14 protein-coding genes and 2 pseudogenes are annotated in these 16,902 nt (G+C 32.5%); 3 read left to right on the forward strand and 13 right to left on the reverse strand.

Translation table 11 applies throughout. From position 1 onward, the window contains the following. Positions 1 to 246 precede the first annotated feature (246 nt). From I6L50_RS20360 to I6L50_RS20375, 4 genes and pseudogenes are all read right to left on the reverse strand, one after another. Positions 247 to 1,590 carry a BC_2427 family protein gene (locus I6L50_RS20360; RefSeq protein WP_219302702.1) on the reverse strand — a complete coding sequence of 448 codons (1,344 nt, stop codon included), beginning with the start codon at positions 1,588 to 1,590 and terminating at the stop codon, positions 247 to 249. Between the two features lie 127 nt (positions 1,591 to 1,717). Then, the gene (locus I6L50_RS20365; protein ID WP_002065863.1) at positions 1,718 to 2,413 is read right to left on the reverse strand and encodes a CsxC family protein; all 696 of its coding nucleotides are present in this window, start codon (positions 2,411 to 2,413) and stop codon (positions 1,718 to 1,720) included. Positions 2,414 to 3,131: 718 nt separating this feature from the next. After that, positions 3,132 to 3,428: pseudogene (locus tag I6L50_RS20370) on the reverse strand (GNAT family N-acetyltransferase); the annotation flags it as partial. A 257-nt stretch (positions 3,429 to 3,685) separates the two neighbouring features. Then, a complete protein-coding gene (locus I6L50_RS20375) occupies positions 3,686 to 4,783 on the reverse strand; it encodes a YheC/YheD family endospore coat-associated protein (protein WP_033708463.1) in 1,098 nt (365 codons plus the stop codon). A gap of 123 nt (positions 4,784 to 4,906) precedes the next feature. Here I6L50_RS20375 and I6L50_RS20380 point away from each other — a divergent pair, with 123 nt between their 5' ends. Continuing rightward, entirely contained in the window at positions 4,907 to 6,130 is a 1,224-nt protein-coding gene (locus I6L50_RS20380) for an ATP-grasp domain-containing protein (RefSeq protein ID WP_002084978.1), read from the forward strand. A gap of 285 nt (positions 6,131 to 6,415) precedes the next feature. Here the strand turns inward: I6L50_RS20380 and I6L50_RS20385 are convergent. Continuing rightward, positions 6,416 to 7,140 (reverse strand): annotated as a pseudogene (locus I6L50_RS20385) (BC_2878 family exosporium-associated protein). 300 nt (positions 7,141 to 7,440) lie between these two features. On the opposite strand from I6L50_RS20385, the gene I6L50_RS20390 reads away from it, so the two are divergent. Next, entirely contained in the window at positions 7,441 to 7,761 is a 321-nt protein-coding gene (locus tag I6L50_RS20390) for a hypothetical protein (RefSeq protein ID WP_002032538.1), read from the forward strand. Positions 7,762 to 7,815: 54 nt separating this feature from the next. On the opposite strand, the gene I6L50_RS20395 is transcribed toward I6L50_RS20390, so the two are convergent. From I6L50_RS20395 to I6L50_RS20415, 5 genes are all read right to left on the reverse strand, one after another. Further along, positions 7,816 to 9,351, reverse strand: a complete 1,536-nt coding sequence (locus I6L50_RS20395; RefSeq protein WP_012261118.1) for an MDR family MFS transporter — start codon at positions 9,349 to 9,351, stop codon at positions 7,816 to 7,818. A gap of 23 nt (positions 9,352 to 9,374) precedes the next feature. Next, positions 9,375 to 10,082, reverse strand: a complete 708-nt coding sequence (locus tag I6L50_RS20400) for a polymer-forming cytoskeletal protein (RefSeq protein ID WP_219302706.1) — start codon at positions 10,080 to 10,082, stop codon at positions 9,375 to 9,377. Between the two features lie 19 nt (positions 10,083 to 10,101). After that, complete coding sequence (locus I6L50_RS20405) at positions 10,102 to 10,812, reverse strand: bactofilin family protein (RefSeq protein WP_002189907.1); 711 nt, start codon at positions 10,810 to 10,812, stop codon at positions 10,102 to 10,104. A 13-nt stretch (positions 10,813 to 10,825) separates the two neighbouring features. After that, positions 10,826 to 11,449, reverse strand: a complete 624-nt coding sequence (locus tag I6L50_RS20410) for a YhbD family protein (RefSeq protein WP_113937507.1) — start codon at positions 11,447 to 11,449, stop codon at positions 10,826 to 10,828. A gap of 157 nt (positions 11,450 to 11,606) precedes the next feature. Next, positions 11,607 to 13,388, reverse strand: a complete 1,782-nt coding sequence (locus I6L50_RS20415; protein WP_219303731.1) for an SgrR family transcriptional regulator — start codon at positions 13,386 to 13,388, stop codon at positions 11,607 to 11,609. A 62-nt stretch (positions 13,389 to 13,450) separates the two neighbouring features. Here I6L50_RS20415 and I6L50_RS20420 point away from each other — a divergent pair, with 62 nt between their 5' ends. Continuing rightward, entirely contained in the window at positions 13,451 to 14,656 is a 1,206-nt protein-coding gene (locus I6L50_RS20420; protein ID WP_219302708.1) for an MDR family MFS transporter, read from the forward strand. A gap of 15 nt (positions 14,657 to 14,671) precedes the next feature. On the opposite strand, the gene I6L50_RS20425 is transcribed toward I6L50_RS20420, so the two are convergent. The 3 genes from I6L50_RS20425 to I6L50_RS20435 form a co-directional block, all read right to left on the reverse strand. Then, positions 14,672 to 15,376, reverse strand: a complete 705-nt coding sequence (locus I6L50_RS20425; protein ID WP_219302710.1) for a YjgB family protein — start codon at positions 15,374 to 15,376, stop codon at positions 14,672 to 14,674. A gap of 24 nt (positions 15,377 to 15,400) precedes the next feature. Next, the gene (locus I6L50_RS20430) at positions 15,401 to 16,246 is read right to left on the reverse strand and encodes an aminopeptidase (protein WP_219302711.1); all 846 of its coding nucleotides are present in this window, start codon (positions 16,244 to 16,246) and stop codon (positions 15,401 to 15,403) included. Positions 16,247 to 16,500: 254 nt separating this feature from the next. Continuing rightward, positions 16,501 to 16,896 (reverse strand): hypothetical protein, encoded by a 396-nt coding sequence (locus tag I6L50_RS20435; protein ID WP_002084959.1) that lies wholly within the window; start codon positions 16,894 to 16,896, stop codon positions 16,501 to 16,503. Positions 16,897 to 16,902: the final 6 nt, after the last annotated feature.

The following is a 16,902-nucleotide window of genomic DNA, read 5'->3' on the forward strand; positions in this document are numbered from 1 at the left end:
AATAAGTGTTAGCAAGTTCGTTGACAAACTTGTTAGCACCTTTTTAAAACATAAACCTGAAGAAATTCATACAATTAAGTAACTATCCTAGCTAGCAATAATATCATCCTTCATAAATATTAAAATGAATTCATTGAGGATAAACCGTTTGGAGGATATTCTATGGCACTAAATGATTTACAAAAGATTACGCATTGATACGCTACGAATAAAAATAATGAGCTAATCAAGGGAATATAATCATTTTTATGTAATTCGCACTTGTACTTCCTGTTCTTGTATCACTTGAATGATTAATTCCAATACAATATTTTGTACTAACTGATACACATTGTCATGAAATGTACTTTGTTCTGATATGTATTCAATACATTGATATATATATCCTTCTACCAATAAGCTCCCTTTTTCAACTGTAAATTTATTTTGTCCATTCTTTTTTACTTTTGGTACTAAAAATTCGGTTTTTGTCAAAACAATCTCCTGTTCCACCTCTTTTATTCCTATGACTTTTTCTGTGAATACCACTTTTTCTCGTAAACTAATTTCACCTTTATATTTTCCTATTTCTATTGGTAGTCTGGCTGTTATATAATTATTTACTTCTCCTTCATTTCCACTCTCTAATATTATGCTGTGAATAGGAATCCATGAAGATGTCTCTACCTTATTCTCTTCATTATTCCCTTTAACTTTTTGATTATATAATTCAACAAGCATTCTCTTTTCATGAAGATTTAAAGAAACTAATTTACAATAAGCCTCCGAATGATACTGTTGCACTGTAGTTAATAACTTAGAATCTAATTCACGCCCCTCCGCATCTTTTTCATTTCGAAATACAAATGCATCTTGATTTTTCACATTTATTTTTGGAAATACATTAAAGCTAGACACTTCTGAAATAATAGAAAATGGCGTTTTCACTACCATTGAATGCACTGAAGTCTCTATTTTTGATCCTAAACCTATACTTTCTCTCTTTGATTCAGTTTCTTCACTTTTTTTCTCTGATTCATTTGCTACTTCTACTTTCTCTAATCCAATCACTTTATTTTCTTTTGCTGGTTCAGTCTCTTCACTTTCTTTGTTTGATTCAATTGCTATTTCTTCTTGCTCTAATTCTCTTTCTTCATATTCTTTTGCTGATTCAGTTTTTCCACTTTTTTTCTCTAATCCAATTACTTTTTCTTCTTTTTTTGATTCAATTTCTTCATTTTCTTCCTCTAATCCAATTGCTTTTTCTTCTTTTGCTGATCCAGTTTTTTCACTTTCTTCCTCTAATTCAATTGCTTTTTCTTCTTTTTTTGATTCAGTTTCTTCACTTTCTTTCTCTAATCCAATTACTTTTTCTTCTTTTTTTGATTCAATTTCTTCATTTTCTTCCTCTAATCCAATCGCTTTATCTTCTTTTGCTGATCTAGTTTTTTCACTTTCTTCCTCTAATTCAATTGCTTCATCTTCTTTTTTTGACTCTGTTTCTTTACTTTCCTTTTTTTCTCTTATTTCGCGCGAATCATCTTGAACATTCAGCATTTTCCATTTGTAAACTTTGTTCCATATTTCCTTACCAACCCATGGCTTATTCATCACCATCCCCCCATCTGATGAAATTCATAAAAATATGCTTTTTGTACGCGACCATTCCATCATTATATATGTTTTATAATAATAAAAAAGACATTGTCTTTTTATTAAAGACAATGCTTTTTTAGTCTTATACTTGTACTTGTTGTACTTGTAAAACTTTTAAAGTAAGGTCTAGTACAATTTTTTCACGAAGAGTTCCAAATGGCTCGTTTAATTCTGTTGGACAAGGTGAAAAGTCTAATTCGAAAAATTGAGCACTTACTAATTCGACATATGGTTGTTCGTTATAAAAAACCGAATTTTGGAAGAAGTATTTATCTAAACGTGGTAAATCGCCGTTGTTAGGATTAATAAAATGAGATGTAGTGTCTGAAGAAGCAGCTATTAAAGCTAGTGATAGAAAATCAGCTTCTGTTAGATCTGCAAAACCAGAAAATGGAACATTTGCAATGCGATCATATAGAACTCCATTACACTCATCATTTGCATATTCAATATTTTTACGAATATACCCTTGTACAAATAATTTTCCTCTTGTAACTCGGTTGTAAGGTGTACCAACTACCGGAGTAAATGCTACAGGAACTAACTTACCTTGTGTTAAAAATACATTTTTTAAGACACGTTTAATCTCAGTTGCTGGAGGATCTAATGGAACATCGGCTTCTACAACAATTTGAATTGTTCTTTCCGCTAATACAACTGGTATTTTTACGATTGGTGCTCCTGGAGTAGTAATTGGTGTTGCTGCAGCATCACTTAATGGTGTTTGGGTTTGTCCCGCTACCTGACATGGTACATTAATTGGGCATTGTTCACTCATATTTTATAATCTCCTTTATATGAAAAATTTAGAGCTTTTTAACTCTCTATACTGTATATGTTTGTCTTCTATTAATGCGTGGGTTTGTATCATAGTCACTTTTATCATTTACAAATAAAAAGAGTACTCTCTCTTTAATAGTCAAATACACATAACTTAATGTACTTAATTTTCATGTATATTTACCTATAAAAAATAGAATTTCTTAACTCTCAACGTGGAAAAATACAATGATACGTTAATTAAGTTCAATAGTAAAAAAGATAACCATATTTTCGAAGAAACTTTCAAAAAATCTATTCTTACATTTATTAAGGCAGATAAATTTAAGTTTGTTGATTTCTTCATCTCATAATATCTTTGCAACTGCAATTTAATATTGGGTAACACCTGATTGTTAAAAAATAAAAACCGACTTAATAAAGTCGGTTTTTATACCTACATTGTTGTGGAATCACTTCATCTTTATCATTCACATCGTTTTTTTACTCTCACCTTTTCCAATAGAATTTATCAATACTTCTAATGAAAACAATCTTGTCGTTGTTCTCCCCTCTAATACTATTAATTAACATCTCTCTTAACACCTTTAGTTTAGGTAAAATTATCTTTGGATATTTTATCTTTGTAATTATAGAAAAGGGCTAATTGATGTTAATTTAATTGGATTTTCTAGCCTTTTTATGTTGTAAAATTCAATTCGTACAAACTCGTTCATTTACCTATTATTTACAAAAAAAGTATCATACGCCTTATCAAAAACATATCCAAGCTTTTCCACTAGTTTAGCAGAAGTGCTATTCGCTGCATCCCAGTTTGGATATTTCGTCTTTTCTAAACAATCCAATATTAAAGCCGTACTTACTGCAGTCACCAATCCTTTTCTTCTATGATTCGGATCGGTAGCAACTTCAATTTCAATCCCATCATCATAAATACTATACGATGATGCACCGCATACGACGTCTCCTTTATAGAACATACTATAGCCAATCCCTCGATTTATATAATCATCTGTCAATTAAAAAAGTATATCTTGTACAAGGGGTGACCTATTTACGTAAATCATTTGATGGACTAGCGGCTGTTGAGCGCATACCAGACGGAAATTTGATGAAACCTTAAAGGCTTTATCTGATTCACAGAAGAGGAAAAAAGTGAAGTAAACAAAAAATAACTCCAAAATCAACTTCTATTGTATATTTTGGAGTTATTTTACATTTTATTTAAATTCGTAATTTTCTGTTTATATATATTTCTATTTTCCTTTTCTTATTTATGTTTATCAGCTAAGTATCTAGCATAGTGAACTAAATTTCTAGCTACATCTAATTCAAGATTAAATATATTAGGTACGCCTGGTCTCCAATTCACCTCAAACAACCACAATTTTTGGTTTTCATCAATCCCAACATCAATTCCTAACTCATCAAATAATACATCCTCATATAAAGAATTAAAATGGTTAGAAAAACTTACCGCAAATCGTTCTAAATACCTTTGAACATTATACCAATCGTTATCAAACTCCGTTTTTAAAAAAATATCTAAATAAGTACTATAACCACCGCTAGCCATATTTGATACAACACTTCCTAATGGACCTATTCTCGGGAATATTGAAGTAATAACCCACTTTCCTTCTCCATTTCTTTGAACATGCAATCGAAAATCATAAACATGACCAGATTTCATTTGACATGAAATAAACTGTTGAACTATGTAACCTTTCTCTTGAATCTTATCAGACAAAAAACTTAGTAATTGTTTTTTATTAATAAGTGAAATTTGTTCTGACTCATTCATACTGTAATTTATCCCATGTTTTTCAATAAAAATAATACCCTTACCTTGATGTCCAGAAATTGGTTTAATAATAAGTTTTTCATAACGATTAATCATGTCAAAAAACTTATTAACATCATTTAATTCATAAAAAGGAATAAGATATTGCTTAAATTCCCCTGCTTTTTTTATTCTGTTATATACACTTAATTTATCTCCAATTGAATGACTTGTGAACGGAACTTTATCATATAAATAATCAAAAATTTGCTGATTTTTATCACTAACATGAACACTTGCATTATAAATAACATCAGGAAAAGAAAATTCTTGTTCAACCCACTTACCATTTTCATAAGTTTTACCTAAAATTTTCTCAGTTTCTATATTTACTTTCCCTAAAGTAAAATAAAAAAAGTTTATACCTTCAGCTTTGGCTACAGCAGCATAAGTATATGCTTTCTTTACGACATTCGGATCTTTCCGATGATGAAGCATACCAATTATAGTCATATCGGTTCCTCTTCCCCTCTTTTTAAAGATCTTTTTCAAAACAAATATCAACTTCATTATATATATATTCATGTTCTCCTTCATTCAACCATTTTTCGAAAAATCCAGAACAAGCTTAACCTCATTTTAATATTCTACCTATAGAAATATTATATCTAAGGGTTTATAAAATAATTAAGGTTAGGGTGGCATAAGATGGATACTATTGTTTTTATTGAAACAAATAAATCTGGATCAAGTAGGGAAGCAATCAAAGCAGCTGAAAAACTTAATTTCTTTACAGTTTTGTTAACAAAAAAAACAAAATTTATTGAAGAACGTGATACATTCCCTGATGTACATCAGATGATTTTCACCGATATAAATGATTATGATAATATAATTACAACAATTGAAAAATTAAATAAATCAGGAAAGAACATAAAAGGGATCTTTAGTTTTATTGACCCCTTTGTTTATCTGGCTGCACGTTTATCAGAAAAATTCTGCTCAAATATTGTATCTACTGAAGCTATCTATCGGATGGAAAACAAAATATTAACTCGTAATGTCCTTAAAGATTTACCAATCTCACTCAACTATTTAATTTACAAACCAACAGAACCATTATCATCTTTTCTTAAAAAAAATAAAAAGATAAATTTCCCTCTTATTGTGAAATCCCCTAAATCATCAGGATCAAAAGATGTATTATTAGTAAAAAATAAAAATCAATTAATTTTATCTATACAAAGTCTTTTAAAAAAACTACCTAATGAAGAAATTCTTCTTGAAGAATATGTAGATGGACCTCAGTACTTAGTCGAAATTTTAGTTCAAAATGGAAAAGTCCATATTATAGCAGTAATTGAACAAGAAATTACACTCTTTGAACGTTTTATTGTTACTGGTTATTCTTTACTAGGACAGGTAGACAAAAGTCTATATAATAGTCTTTTCAATGCAGTTAATTCTGTTATTCAGGCTTTTAATATGAAAAATGGAGCTTGTCATCTAGAACTCCGGAGAATAAATAATGATTGGAAATTAATTGAGATAAACCCCAGAATATCAGGTGGAGCAATGAATGATATAATTGAAATTGGACATGGAATCAACTTAGTGCAAGAGACTATTCAGTTAATGTTAGGAAATAAACCTTCACTAAATAAAAAACATCATAAATATGTATACACTCATTACCTAACAGTTAAATCTAAAGGAAAACTAATTCGAGTTACAGGAAAGAACCGTAGTTCTAAATATCCTGGTGTAGAGAAAGTTTATATAAAACCTAAAAAAGGAACTGTCTTAAAACCACCTACATCAATGGGACATCGATGTGGCTACGTTTTAGCAGCATCCTATTTTAAAACAGAAGCTAAAAAAATAGCTTTAAAAGCAGCTAAAGAAATTTCATTTGAAATCCAAAAAGAATAAAAAAGTTCACTCCTTTTCACTCCTTATCTACATTTATAGAAGGAGTGAACTTTTTTATTATGCAATTTTAATTTATTTATCCAACAAGCGACTCCAAAATGACTTCTTCTGTTCTGAAGCTACTATTAAGCATGTACTTTTATATAGTTTTTCGAATACTTACAAATGAGCTTTTATCTAATTAAAAATGTTCTCCGTAAATAATAACAAAGTAATGTTTTTTATTATTTTATAAATTTTTTCGAAACATAAAATTTTAACTAAGAGGGTTAATCAATAGATACGTTATAACTCCTTCTTAGAAATAAAAGATTCCGTCGCACCATTTTTATATATTTTAGTCAACTTAATAATTGACTTGTACGTATTATTGTCATCTTTTTCATCTCTTCTATTTCGGCATTACTAGTTCCACTCTCTATTTTTAAACAGTTCGAAATGGAAAGATATCCGCTTGATGCTAAAATAATAATATAAGTAACATCAGGGAAATTAATAAATAGCAATCCAAATTTCAAAGGATTCCCAGCTGTATCCGATAAAATTAATCGAAAATCTAACAGTTCAGGTACTAGAACAAAATCTTTAGAAACAATCGCTTCACCTACTATAGTAATTTGCTTTACTACATTCCCAATCTCATCTACAAATTCATCACATCTAGGTGGATCAATCATTTTTGCCTGTAAGGATAAACTTAATTCAGGGTTATTAAAATCGAAGAATAGTGTACTTCCCTCAGTTAAACAATGTGGACAAACATTTCCAAGTAAACGGAATTCCTCTTCAATAAATTTAACTTTCGTTTTACAACTACAAACTTTCCCTATTCGAATCACATCAATTTTTGAACAATCTACAAATATTACCTCATTGTCTTCTTGTACAAATGACACGATACCTTTCATCTTGTTAAATGAAAGGAAATAAGATACAACGATTTCGTTTCCAGCTATTACGATACTCTAAACCTTTGTAAAAGATTATAGACTTTGTAAAAATTCACATATACTAGTTTGACAACATTGACAATTTCATTTCGGCTCGCAATCTACTTACATTCAATCCCTTCCCTATATGTTTTTATCTAATACACATAATATGAGCGGGATATATGAAAAGCTTGGACAATATAATTTTAACGTAAGGATATAATTAGTTACGCCTAACATCAATATGGAAATTACACCAATAATAAGTAATAACACATAATTTTTACTATAAATACATATAACAATTTCATCTTTCAATGAAAAAGCGTTATAATGAGGTGCAGCCTCTAAGATTACGTAATAAAGGAGATTAAAACAATGACTAAAATTAAAGTATATCAAGTAAAAGAAGAAAATATGGAAGCAGTAAAAAACATCATTGATGTTGAGGAACAAAACCCAACTGCTGAGAACTTACAAAATCTATATACATGTGTATTAGATACTGAAGATATGGCATTACCTGAATCATACGTTGAAGAAGATATCTTAATTGATTCTATGGAAGTTATGGTTAACGCTTCTCAAAGCAAGCTAAGAGACTTAGGTACATATGATGTAATCGAAGTTCAAAACAAAGGTAAGAAAACACAAATTTTATTATTAGCAGACGAAGAATACGAAATTATCGAAGGCTAATTCGACTCCGTACATAAGAAAAAGCTCCTTTCAAAATTGAAAGGAGTTTTTTCTTTACGCTTTTGATGTTTCACTTTTCACCTTGTTTTGTTCTTTTTTATATACCATGCGCTCATTTCCCATAAAGAAAACGAATACGAACGCTAAACTTGCGGGGACTAACGCCCACATAAATGTCTGAACGATTGAACTAGAGAGAGCTTCAATAATTTTATCTAATATTTGCGGCGGAATTTGAGATCTTGCCGATTCTGATAGAATAGCTCTTGAATCTCCTAAAGCGTTTGTATTCATTCCTCCGCTCATACCTTTAAACGATTCTTCTAATTGATCCTGGAAACCAGTTCTTTGAATCATCCCGAAGATTGTAATACCAAGTGTCATACCTAATGAACGAATGAAGTTACTCGTTGAAGTCGCAGAACCGCGTTGCTCCATACCGAAGTTATGAATAGCAGCCATACTTAGTACAGAGAATGAGAAACCAACTCCAAAACCGATAATAACCATATAAATTGTTAATAATATACGACTTGTTTCTGGCGTTAATGTACTTAATAAGAATAATCCGATTAGCATAATTACAGCAGAAATAATCATAATGTTTCGGTAGCTAAGTTTCGATGTTAAAAATCCACCTAACTGCGCTGTAACTACTGATCCTAACATCATTGGTAATAACAATAATCCTGAGTTTGTTGCCGTACCACCGTATACACCTTGAATAAATAACGGAATGTACACAGTTGCTGACATAAATGCCGCCCCGTAACATAAGGCAATAATTGTACTCATTCCGAATAGACGTTGTTTAAACATCTCAAATGAAATGATTGGTTCTTCTACTTTTCGTTCAATAACAATAAAAGCAATTACTAAAATAGCGAACCCAGCAAATAAACTTAAAATAAAGCTAGAATCCCAATCATACTTTTGTCCGCCTAATTCTAAGGCGAACATTAAACAAACTACTGCACCAACTAAAGTAATTGCGCCAAACCAATCAATCTTTTGTTCTCTATGAACTCGTGACTCTTTATAAAATAATGTAATAAAAATAAGTGCTAAAATTCCAAGTGGTAAGTTAATATAAAACACCCAGTGCCAGCTAATATAATCCGTAATATATGCGCCAAGTAATGGCCCAAAGATACTTGATAAACCAAATACTGCTCCGAATAAACCACCCATTTTCCCGCGCTTTTCTGGAGGGAAAATATCAAAAACGATAGTAAATGCGATTGGCACTAGTGCCCCGCCGCCAATACCTTGAATGGCACGATAAATACCTAACTGTGTAATATTTTCAGCAGTTCCACAAAGTGCCGAACCAATCATAAAGACGATTAAACCGAAAATAAAGAATCTCTTTCTACCATACATATCTGATAGTTTACCGAAAATCGGCATACCTGCCATTTCTGCGACCATATAGGCAGAAACGACCCATACAAAGTTTTCAAGGCCTCCTAAATCACCAACGATTGTTCCCATCGCTGTTACGACAATGGTATTATCCATTGATGCCATTAAAATCCCTAGCAATAAGCCCGCCACAACAAAACCGAGCTTATTATTCTTCTCAACCATAACCTTGCTCTCCCTCATACTACTTATATTTGTTTATGTTCTTTTACGACTGCATTACCTTTCTGATTAAAACTAGTGTGATATTCTACTACACTAATTTCACAGCCAGGGCCAATTATAACATGATTTCCTCTTACTACGTCTGCTATTGTATGTTCTAAATAAATATCATCCCCTTCAATAATTGATGTTTGAAGGCTTCCTGCATGACTTGTAAAAGGAATAAATCTCGATTTTTTACGTACTGTAATCTTTTTCCCACCGATTTCTCTCACTTTACTTCCTTCATAACGAAGTGAGATTTCAATATTTTCAGCATTAAGCAAACCATCACTTTCAAGACCACCAGTTAGTAATAATTCCTCTACTTCTATATCTCCCTTTACATTTAAAGCGCCTTTCACATCTACGAAATCACCGGATAGCTTCCCTTTAAATTCTATCATACCTCTAACTTTTGTTTTATTAATTTGTCCGTCGCCTTGTACTTGGGCATTGCCATATACTTTTACATATTCCGCCTCCATATTCCCCTGTACTTCACTATCTCCATACACGACATAATTTTTCGCTTTCATATTGCCACGTACTTCACTCGTACCATACGTTTTAAAATCATTACAACTCATATGATTAGAAATTGTTCCTTCGCCGCGTATCTTTACTTTGTTATAATCTCCACCTGCTGAGCTACCTGATCCATTTACAGTAAGACTATGTTGATTTTCCATACCGATTCCTCTCTCCCTTTTAAACTTGCTTAATTTCTTTTACATTTGCGCTTTTATCAACAGTAAGAACCCCAGTATATTCAATTAGTTCAATTTCACAGTTCGGTCCTACAGTAACATTGTTTCCCCTTACTGTTTTAATGTGAGCATAATCAATATCGATATTGTCACCTTCCAGCAGTTCAGCTTCTAACTGTAAGCCAAATACTGTTTTAAATAGTCTACTAAAAGCACTCAATCTATGTTTTACTTTAATGGTTTGGCCACCAATTTCTTTCGCTCTACATGTACCATGAATATTTATATTAATTTCATCTGCGCTTAATAATCCACCAACTGTAAATTGCCCTTCTGAAGAAAAAATATCAACTTCACAATTACCATCAATCGTCGCTTGACCATTGATTTTAAATTCTTCACCAGTTACATTACCACCTATCGTCCCTTTTCCTGCAATTTTTAAAGTGGTAGCCTTTACATCTTGTGTAATTGTCCCTTTCCCATCGATTCGCATCATTTCTGCACTAACTGTACCCTCAACTTTACCTGATCCGCTAATTCTCGCATCGCTACTTTTCAAATCACCAGTAACAATTCCGTAACCATTACATTCAAATTGGTCGCACTCAACGTTTCCATTAACAGTTCCTTTTCCATTTAGTTGCACTTTATGAAACTCTCCACCGTTTGATGAACCATATCCGTTTATAATTAAATTTTCTGTACGCATTATTTCTCCTCCACTACAACAGTTTAGTTTTTAATGCTTCGGTATATTTCATAATTGCTACACGTAAAACAATCTTTGTTCCCTTTTCAAAAATTAAATCCTCAACGCTTGATACTAAGAAGCATGTAGAAATCCCTAACTTCCGAATAATAAGTAAGTCACAATTTTTATGTTTAATCGCTTCATAATTTTCACGTAAAACTTGTAAAACCATTTTCCCTTCTTCTAAGCTAACGTCTCCTGATTGAAGAAGTTCTTCTAACACGTATACATAAAGAATATCTGCAAATTGAAAATCTGCCGTTTTATTCGTTTGTTCTATAAAGAATTGTAAAACTGTTTCTGATGCAATACCCTTACGTAACAAATCATCTTTTGTTAAATGAATTTCTGTCACGCTCGGTGAGAACATATTTGCTAATTCATCAAGTGATAAATCCTCTTTCATCGTTTGGATTTTATCAATACGTTCTAATATCTTTTCTTTCGGAAAAAATGTTTCCTGGCCTGTGAACGTTGACTTCCGTACAAACCAATCTTCCGGTATTAAATTTTTTCTCTTCCACCTATATAACTGTCCGTATGAAATACCAGCTAGTTCTAATAAATCTTTTTTTGAAATCAAATCTGTACTCAACTGTATGTCACTCCTTCCTGATAACAATGTAACATAACACTGTTACGTTGTAAACAGACTTTTATAGCAAGTAGCGTAACAATGTGTGAAACAAACCTGTCTTACATACAAAAAAGGTTCTTACACATATCTTTAAATGCGTAAGAACCTATATATATCAAGCTTTAAACCATATATCATAAAAATCAATCCAGCCTTGTGAATTAATCATTATATTTTGTATTTTTTCGTGTGAACTTACTCGCTGTTTATTGCGATATAAAGGAATGATATGCATTTCACGTAACAGTGTGTCCTCCATATCGCGTAACAGTGTCATCCGTTTCTCTAATTGATTCTCTATAAAATAAGACTGCAATACTTCGTTAAATTTTATATTGCTATGTTGATGAATAAAGCTGTTTTTTGTAAGAAACATATATAGTAAACTCTCTTCAATACGCTCACTAATTGTCGCACTATCATGTATTATATCAGCCTTTTTTATCGTACTTGTTTGCAATAACTCTTTTGTTTCAAGAAAAACGACTTCAATAGTGACGCCATACTTCGCACACTCTTTTTGTATCCAATATGAGTCTTCAACATGATCTTGTTCTGTAAATGTATATAGTCGCAGTGTTTCATTACGGTAAGAGCTCTCTTTAATAAGCGTATATATGTCCTCATTTATATGTATAGTGCCACCCTTTGTTAGAACCAATTCTTCTGCTATTTCTCCGCGCGCTCCTTGCAATTCCTCGATAAGCGCATTGCTATGAATGATTTTATATAGAGCTTTCCGAAACATCGTGTTTTGCATAGGTCCTTCTTTTGCGGTATTTAATGTAATGTATGTTACATTCGACTCAAGTCTAGTCAGTTCTTTATGATGCTTTTCTATATTGTTATAGTGTGCTTTCGCTAAAATATCGCACGTATTTACGCTGTGCTCTACATTCCATAATTCAATTCGATCGAGAAATGGTCGCTCGCGAAAATATAAATCATTTGCTTCTAATACGAATACATCCTCATTCTTTTCACATAATCGAAACGGTCCAGTACCGATTAACCTTCCATCTTCATCTTCATCTTCATTTACAATAGAACACTGTTCTGTACTTAAAGCATGTAAAAACAACTTATTATCTGTAGATAAACGAATCTGCACAATGTAGTCATCAAGAATATGTAAACTTTCAACGTGCTGTAACATCCACGCATGCGGATTATTTTTCGCTTTCAAGAATCGTTTAAATGTATGTACAACGTCATAAGCAGTAAATTCTTTCCTGTTATGAAACTGAACACCTTTTCGTAAGTAGAAGGTCCATATATATTTCTGGTCATCATATTCCCAATAAAACGCAAGTCTTGGCTCTACACTGTTTGTATTTCCGTCTATATACACTAACGTGTCGTATACATGTTTTACCATATGACATTCCGAACGCATCGTAGCGTATACAGGATCTAATGCAATATCTAGATTCATTTGGACTTGCAAACGTAGCACATCTCTTCTCCCTTTAGATGTCCTTTCGACTTGATAACCGAATATCGAATCAATCCACGTTTGAAATTGCGTTTGAAGTGATGGAAAATACGAGCTATATCTTTCAATAAATGCACTTCCACTTTTTACGTCCCCTTGTTTCGTTATTTCTTTTCCTCTTTCTAAAAGTAAAGAAAGTGGATGTTTTTGAAATAACAACTTTGAACGATTTCCTCTCCCTCGGCCTGGAAACCACATAATCCAATTAAATTCTTCTAATTTTTTTATGATTAATTTACTATTTCGCTCTGTACAAAATAAAGTTTCAGATATATTTTGTATTGTTATTTCTAATTGTTCTCCCTCTGATCTCCCTTTTCCATACTGGAGCCACAGGTGCATATATTGCTCCAAAATAATCATAAAACGCCCCCTAAAAGATGAAAAATCTTCCTCTTTCATTCTACCCTTTTTCATTTCCGGCTTCCATCTTATCATTTCAATATAGAAAGGAGGAAATAAAAATGAAGTATCTTTTAAAACGTTATAATAAGCCTATTCTCATTCGATTGTTCGGTGAATTGTTAGTCCGAACGACTGAAGCGATGTTAGCTATCATTTTTATTGTTCACGTTAATAAAGCGTTAAATGGTAATGTCATCGTTACAATGCTTCTTTTCGGATTACAGCCTCTCGCTGATATTGTGTTTACATTAATCGCTGGGGGTGTAACAGATAAATACGGCCGAAAGAAAATAATGTTACTCGGATTACTTTTACAAGCTTTTGCCGTAAGCGGCTTCGTTTTTGCTGAATCGGTCGCCTTTTTCGCCTTATTGTATGTAGTAAATGGTATTGGTCGCTCTTTATATATTCCGGCACAGCGAGCACAAATCGCTGACTTAACGAAGGAAGAACAACAGGCAGAAATATTTGCTGTTCTGCATACTACGGGAGCAATCGGCTCTGTAATTGGCCCATTAATCGGTGCCTTTTTCTATACTAGTCACCCTGAGTATTTATTTATTTTGCAAGGTGTAGCTCTTACGCTATATGCTATTCTCGTTTGGACGCAGCTTCCTGAAACAGCTCCACTCATGAAAAACGTTAATAAAACTAAAGAAGTATATTCGCCAAAACAATTTATTTCAAAGCATTACGCTGTGTTTGGACTTATGGTTTCTACGCTACCGATTAGTTTTTTCTACGCCCAAACCGAATCAAATTATCGTATATTCGCCGAAAGTGTATTTCCAAATTTTCTATTTGTACTCGTGTTTATCTCAACTTGTAAAGCTGTCATGGAAGTGATTCTCCAAATTCCCCTTGTGAAATGGTCTGAACAGTTTTCTATGCCTAAAATCATTGTTATTTCCTATACTTGCTTTACGTTAGCTGCGATTGGCTACGGTTATTCCACAACAATATGGTCATTATTTTTAACACTACTCTTTTTAGTAATTGGAGAAAGTATTGCTTTAAATCATTTACTACGATTCGTTTCACAAATTGCTCCAAGTCATAGACGCGGATTATATTTTTCTATATACGGTATACATTGGGATATTTCAAGAACTTGCGGGCCTTTTGTAGGTGCATTGTTATTAAGTAAATTAAGCGGTAGTACTCTATTTTATATTTGTGCCTTCTTATTAATAATTGGTGGTATCATTCAAGCTTTTTTTGTTCAATCGTTAGAAAGAAACAAAACAAAAGAGCTGTCCCTATAGGAACAGCTCTTTTGTTTAACCTGCCATTTTATTAATACTATCCTCCGGTGAGAACACAGAAATGTGATCTACTTTACCAGTAGATTTCGGAATAACGAATTTCAACTCAAACTGATTATTTACTTTATAACTGTATATTTTATCATTACCGTTGACTTTAACAGACGCTGGTTTTCCTAAAGCCTTTTCGATTTCTTGTAACGTAATCGATTTGAGCTCTGAATGATATGAGCGAACGTCAAAGACTTGAGATCCTTTGTTAAAGCCAAATGCTACATTTTTACTTGTAAAAGTTGCATACATCCCGTTGCCTGCTTGATCAGTTTTATCTGCTTTTCCCCACTCTTTTTCTATTTCCTCGATGTCACCTGTATGCGCTGCATATGGTACGTTAGGTACTTTACCTTCTTTTGCTTGCTCAAATAAATCTTTTACATGGTTAATTGATTTTTGATTAAGCACTGTATTTTTCGTATTAGACTCCGTTGAAGGTTTTACCGAATCATGACCTTTTGGTTTTTCCACAGACTCTTTCTCTGTTTTTTGAGCGGTGTCCTCATTCTTTTTACCCGTTTCTGACGTTTCGCTCTTTTTTTCCGTACTATTTTCTGATGTTGAATTAGTTTGTTTCTTTTCCTCAGCGTTAGTACATGCGGTTAAAGCCGCTACACACGTTAAAGTTAGGAAAAATATAATTACTTTCATATATACTTTCATCATTTTCAGCCTCCCTCTTCAACATATTCACTTTTGTAACCATTCCATTACACTACTCTTCAAATTATTTTTGGTCCAAAAAGTAAGTGCTTCGCTTTCCCCGAAAGTATTCACAATATACTCCATATACGATGTTCCTAAAAAATAACCGAGTCGATTGTATCCGAAATAGTTCCCTCCGGATAGACGGAACCATTCTTTCTCTTTTTCAACTGTCCATCCTTCAACATAATCCTGTAAAAAACGTTTCTTAATGCGCTCTTCAATTTCTTTATAATATTGTAACGATGAATCACCATTACTACTATATGAATAGTAAACGGACTCACTTAAACCTTTAACTATTAGTTGTGATAAATAGGTCGCGACCCCTTCACGATATAAACTTACCGGGGCATCATTCCATTCTGCTTTAGTCCAATCCATTCCACTCTCTTGTAATGCTACATTATGATATATATGTCCGATTTCATGAGCAACGATAACACGGAGGTGCTCCCTTACAGGAGATAATTTCTCAGCCGCAAAAAATATATCCCCAATAATCTCCCTTTCCACAAATGCATTAGAACCAAATCCACCTACAAATAGATGAAAAGTCAAATCTATATTACTACCAAATTGAATGCGATAGTCCTTACTAACTTCTTGAATAATTGATGGTAAAATTTCTGAAATAATACGAATGTCTTCTAGTTTTGCAGGATACTTTTCAATCGCACTAGAGAGACGTTCTTCTGTCTTAGGACAGTGAAACTTAAAATACTCTTCGAATGCCTCTGGGTGCATATCATAATATTTGTTCAAGTCATGTAATCCTATATCATTGCTTTCCAAAAGCTTTAAAAAGCTTGGAATTGTATTGTTAATCATCTTATTCATCTCCTTATTTACACCTTCTCTCCTTACTCGTTATATCCTTTTTGTAACTTGAATTAAGCTGCTACAAAATCTCCTTTAAATGCAAAAAACCAGCAGAAAGTGAATACTCATTCTCTGCTGGTTTAATGTTTTGTTCCTTCTGAATCTTATTCAAATCATTTGTCATGATCAGAAATCCATTAAGATTAACTATTTATATAATTAAAAAAGCTGTCCTATTAAAGGACAGCCTCAATTATGTATTTTTACACTTCGATAGATTTACCGTCTTCAACGATATGGTAAAGTAAGTGCGCTAAATGATGAATTGGACCATTTTCTTCCTCTTCTTCATTTGTCTCACCTTGGAATTCAAGATCATTTAAGTATAGTGCTAAAAATTGATAGAACAATTTCAAATCAAATCCGTAGCAAGCACTTGGTTCTTCATGATCTCCTTCATATTGTAACATTAAGTATTGCTCGTTTCCTTCTGTATCTTCAGCATCAAAGAATACGAAGAAACCAACGTTTGTATCTAAATCAAATAGATGACGAGTACCTTTTTCTGTTGCTTTCTCGAAGTCCTCTTCACTTAATTTATGTACTGTTGTTGCCTTTGCATTATCCTCTTGATGAAAATTTACTGTAAATGATTTCAATGCTGA

The sequence above is a fragment of the Bacillus sp. FDAARGOS_1420 genome (assembly GCF_019344915.1).
Lineage (GTDB): Bacteria > Bacillota > Bacilli > Bacillales > Bacillaceae_G > Bacillus_A > Bacillus_A mycoides.

Coding starts and splice junctions, on each gene's coding strand:
- I6L50_RS20400 (WP_219302706.1), bottom strand. CDS start 10,082: ATGGAAAATCAACATAGTCTTACTGTAAATGGATCAGGTAGCTCAGCA.
- I6L50_RS20360 (WP_219302702.1), bottom strand. CDS start 1,590: ATGAATAAGCCATGGGTTGGTAAGGAAATATGGAACAAAGTTTACAAA.
- I6L50_RS20405 (WP_002189907.1), bottom strand. CDS start 10,812: ATGCGTACAGAAAATTTAATTATAAACGGATATGGTTCATCAAACGGT.
- I6L50_RS20380 (WP_002084978.1), top strand. CDS start 4,907: ATGGATACTATTGTTTTTATTGAAACAAATAAATCTGGATCAAGTAGG.
- I6L50_RS20420 (WP_219302708.1), top strand. CDS start 13,451: ATGAAGTATCTTTTAAAACGTTATAATAAGCCTATTCTCATTCGATTG.
- I6L50_RS20365 (WP_002065863.1), bottom strand. CDS start 2,413: ATGAGTGAACAATGCCCAATTAATGTACCATGTCAGGTAGCGGGACAA.
- I6L50_RS20425 (WP_219302710.1), bottom strand. CDS start 15,376: ATGATGAAAGTATATATGAAAGTAATTATATTTTTCCTAACTTTAACG.
- I6L50_RS20430 (WP_219302711.1), bottom strand. CDS start 16,246: ATGATTAACAATACAATTCCAAGCTTTTTAAAGCTTTTGGAAAGCAAT.
- I6L50_RS20375 (WP_033708463.1), bottom strand. CDS start 4,783: ATGAATATATATATAATGAAGTTGATATTTGTTTTGAAAAAGATCTTT.
- I6L50_RS20415 (WP_219303731.1), bottom strand. CDS start 13,388: ATGAAAGAGGAAGATTTTTCATCTTTTAGGGGGCGTTTTATGATTATT.
- I6L50_RS20390 (WP_002032538.1), top strand. CDS start 7,441: ATGACTAAAATTAAAGTATATCAAGTAAAAGAAGAAAATATGGAAGCA.
- I6L50_RS20395 (WP_012261118.1), bottom strand. CDS start 9,351: ATGGTTGAGAAGAATAATAAGCTCGGTTTTGTTGTGGCGGGCTTATTG.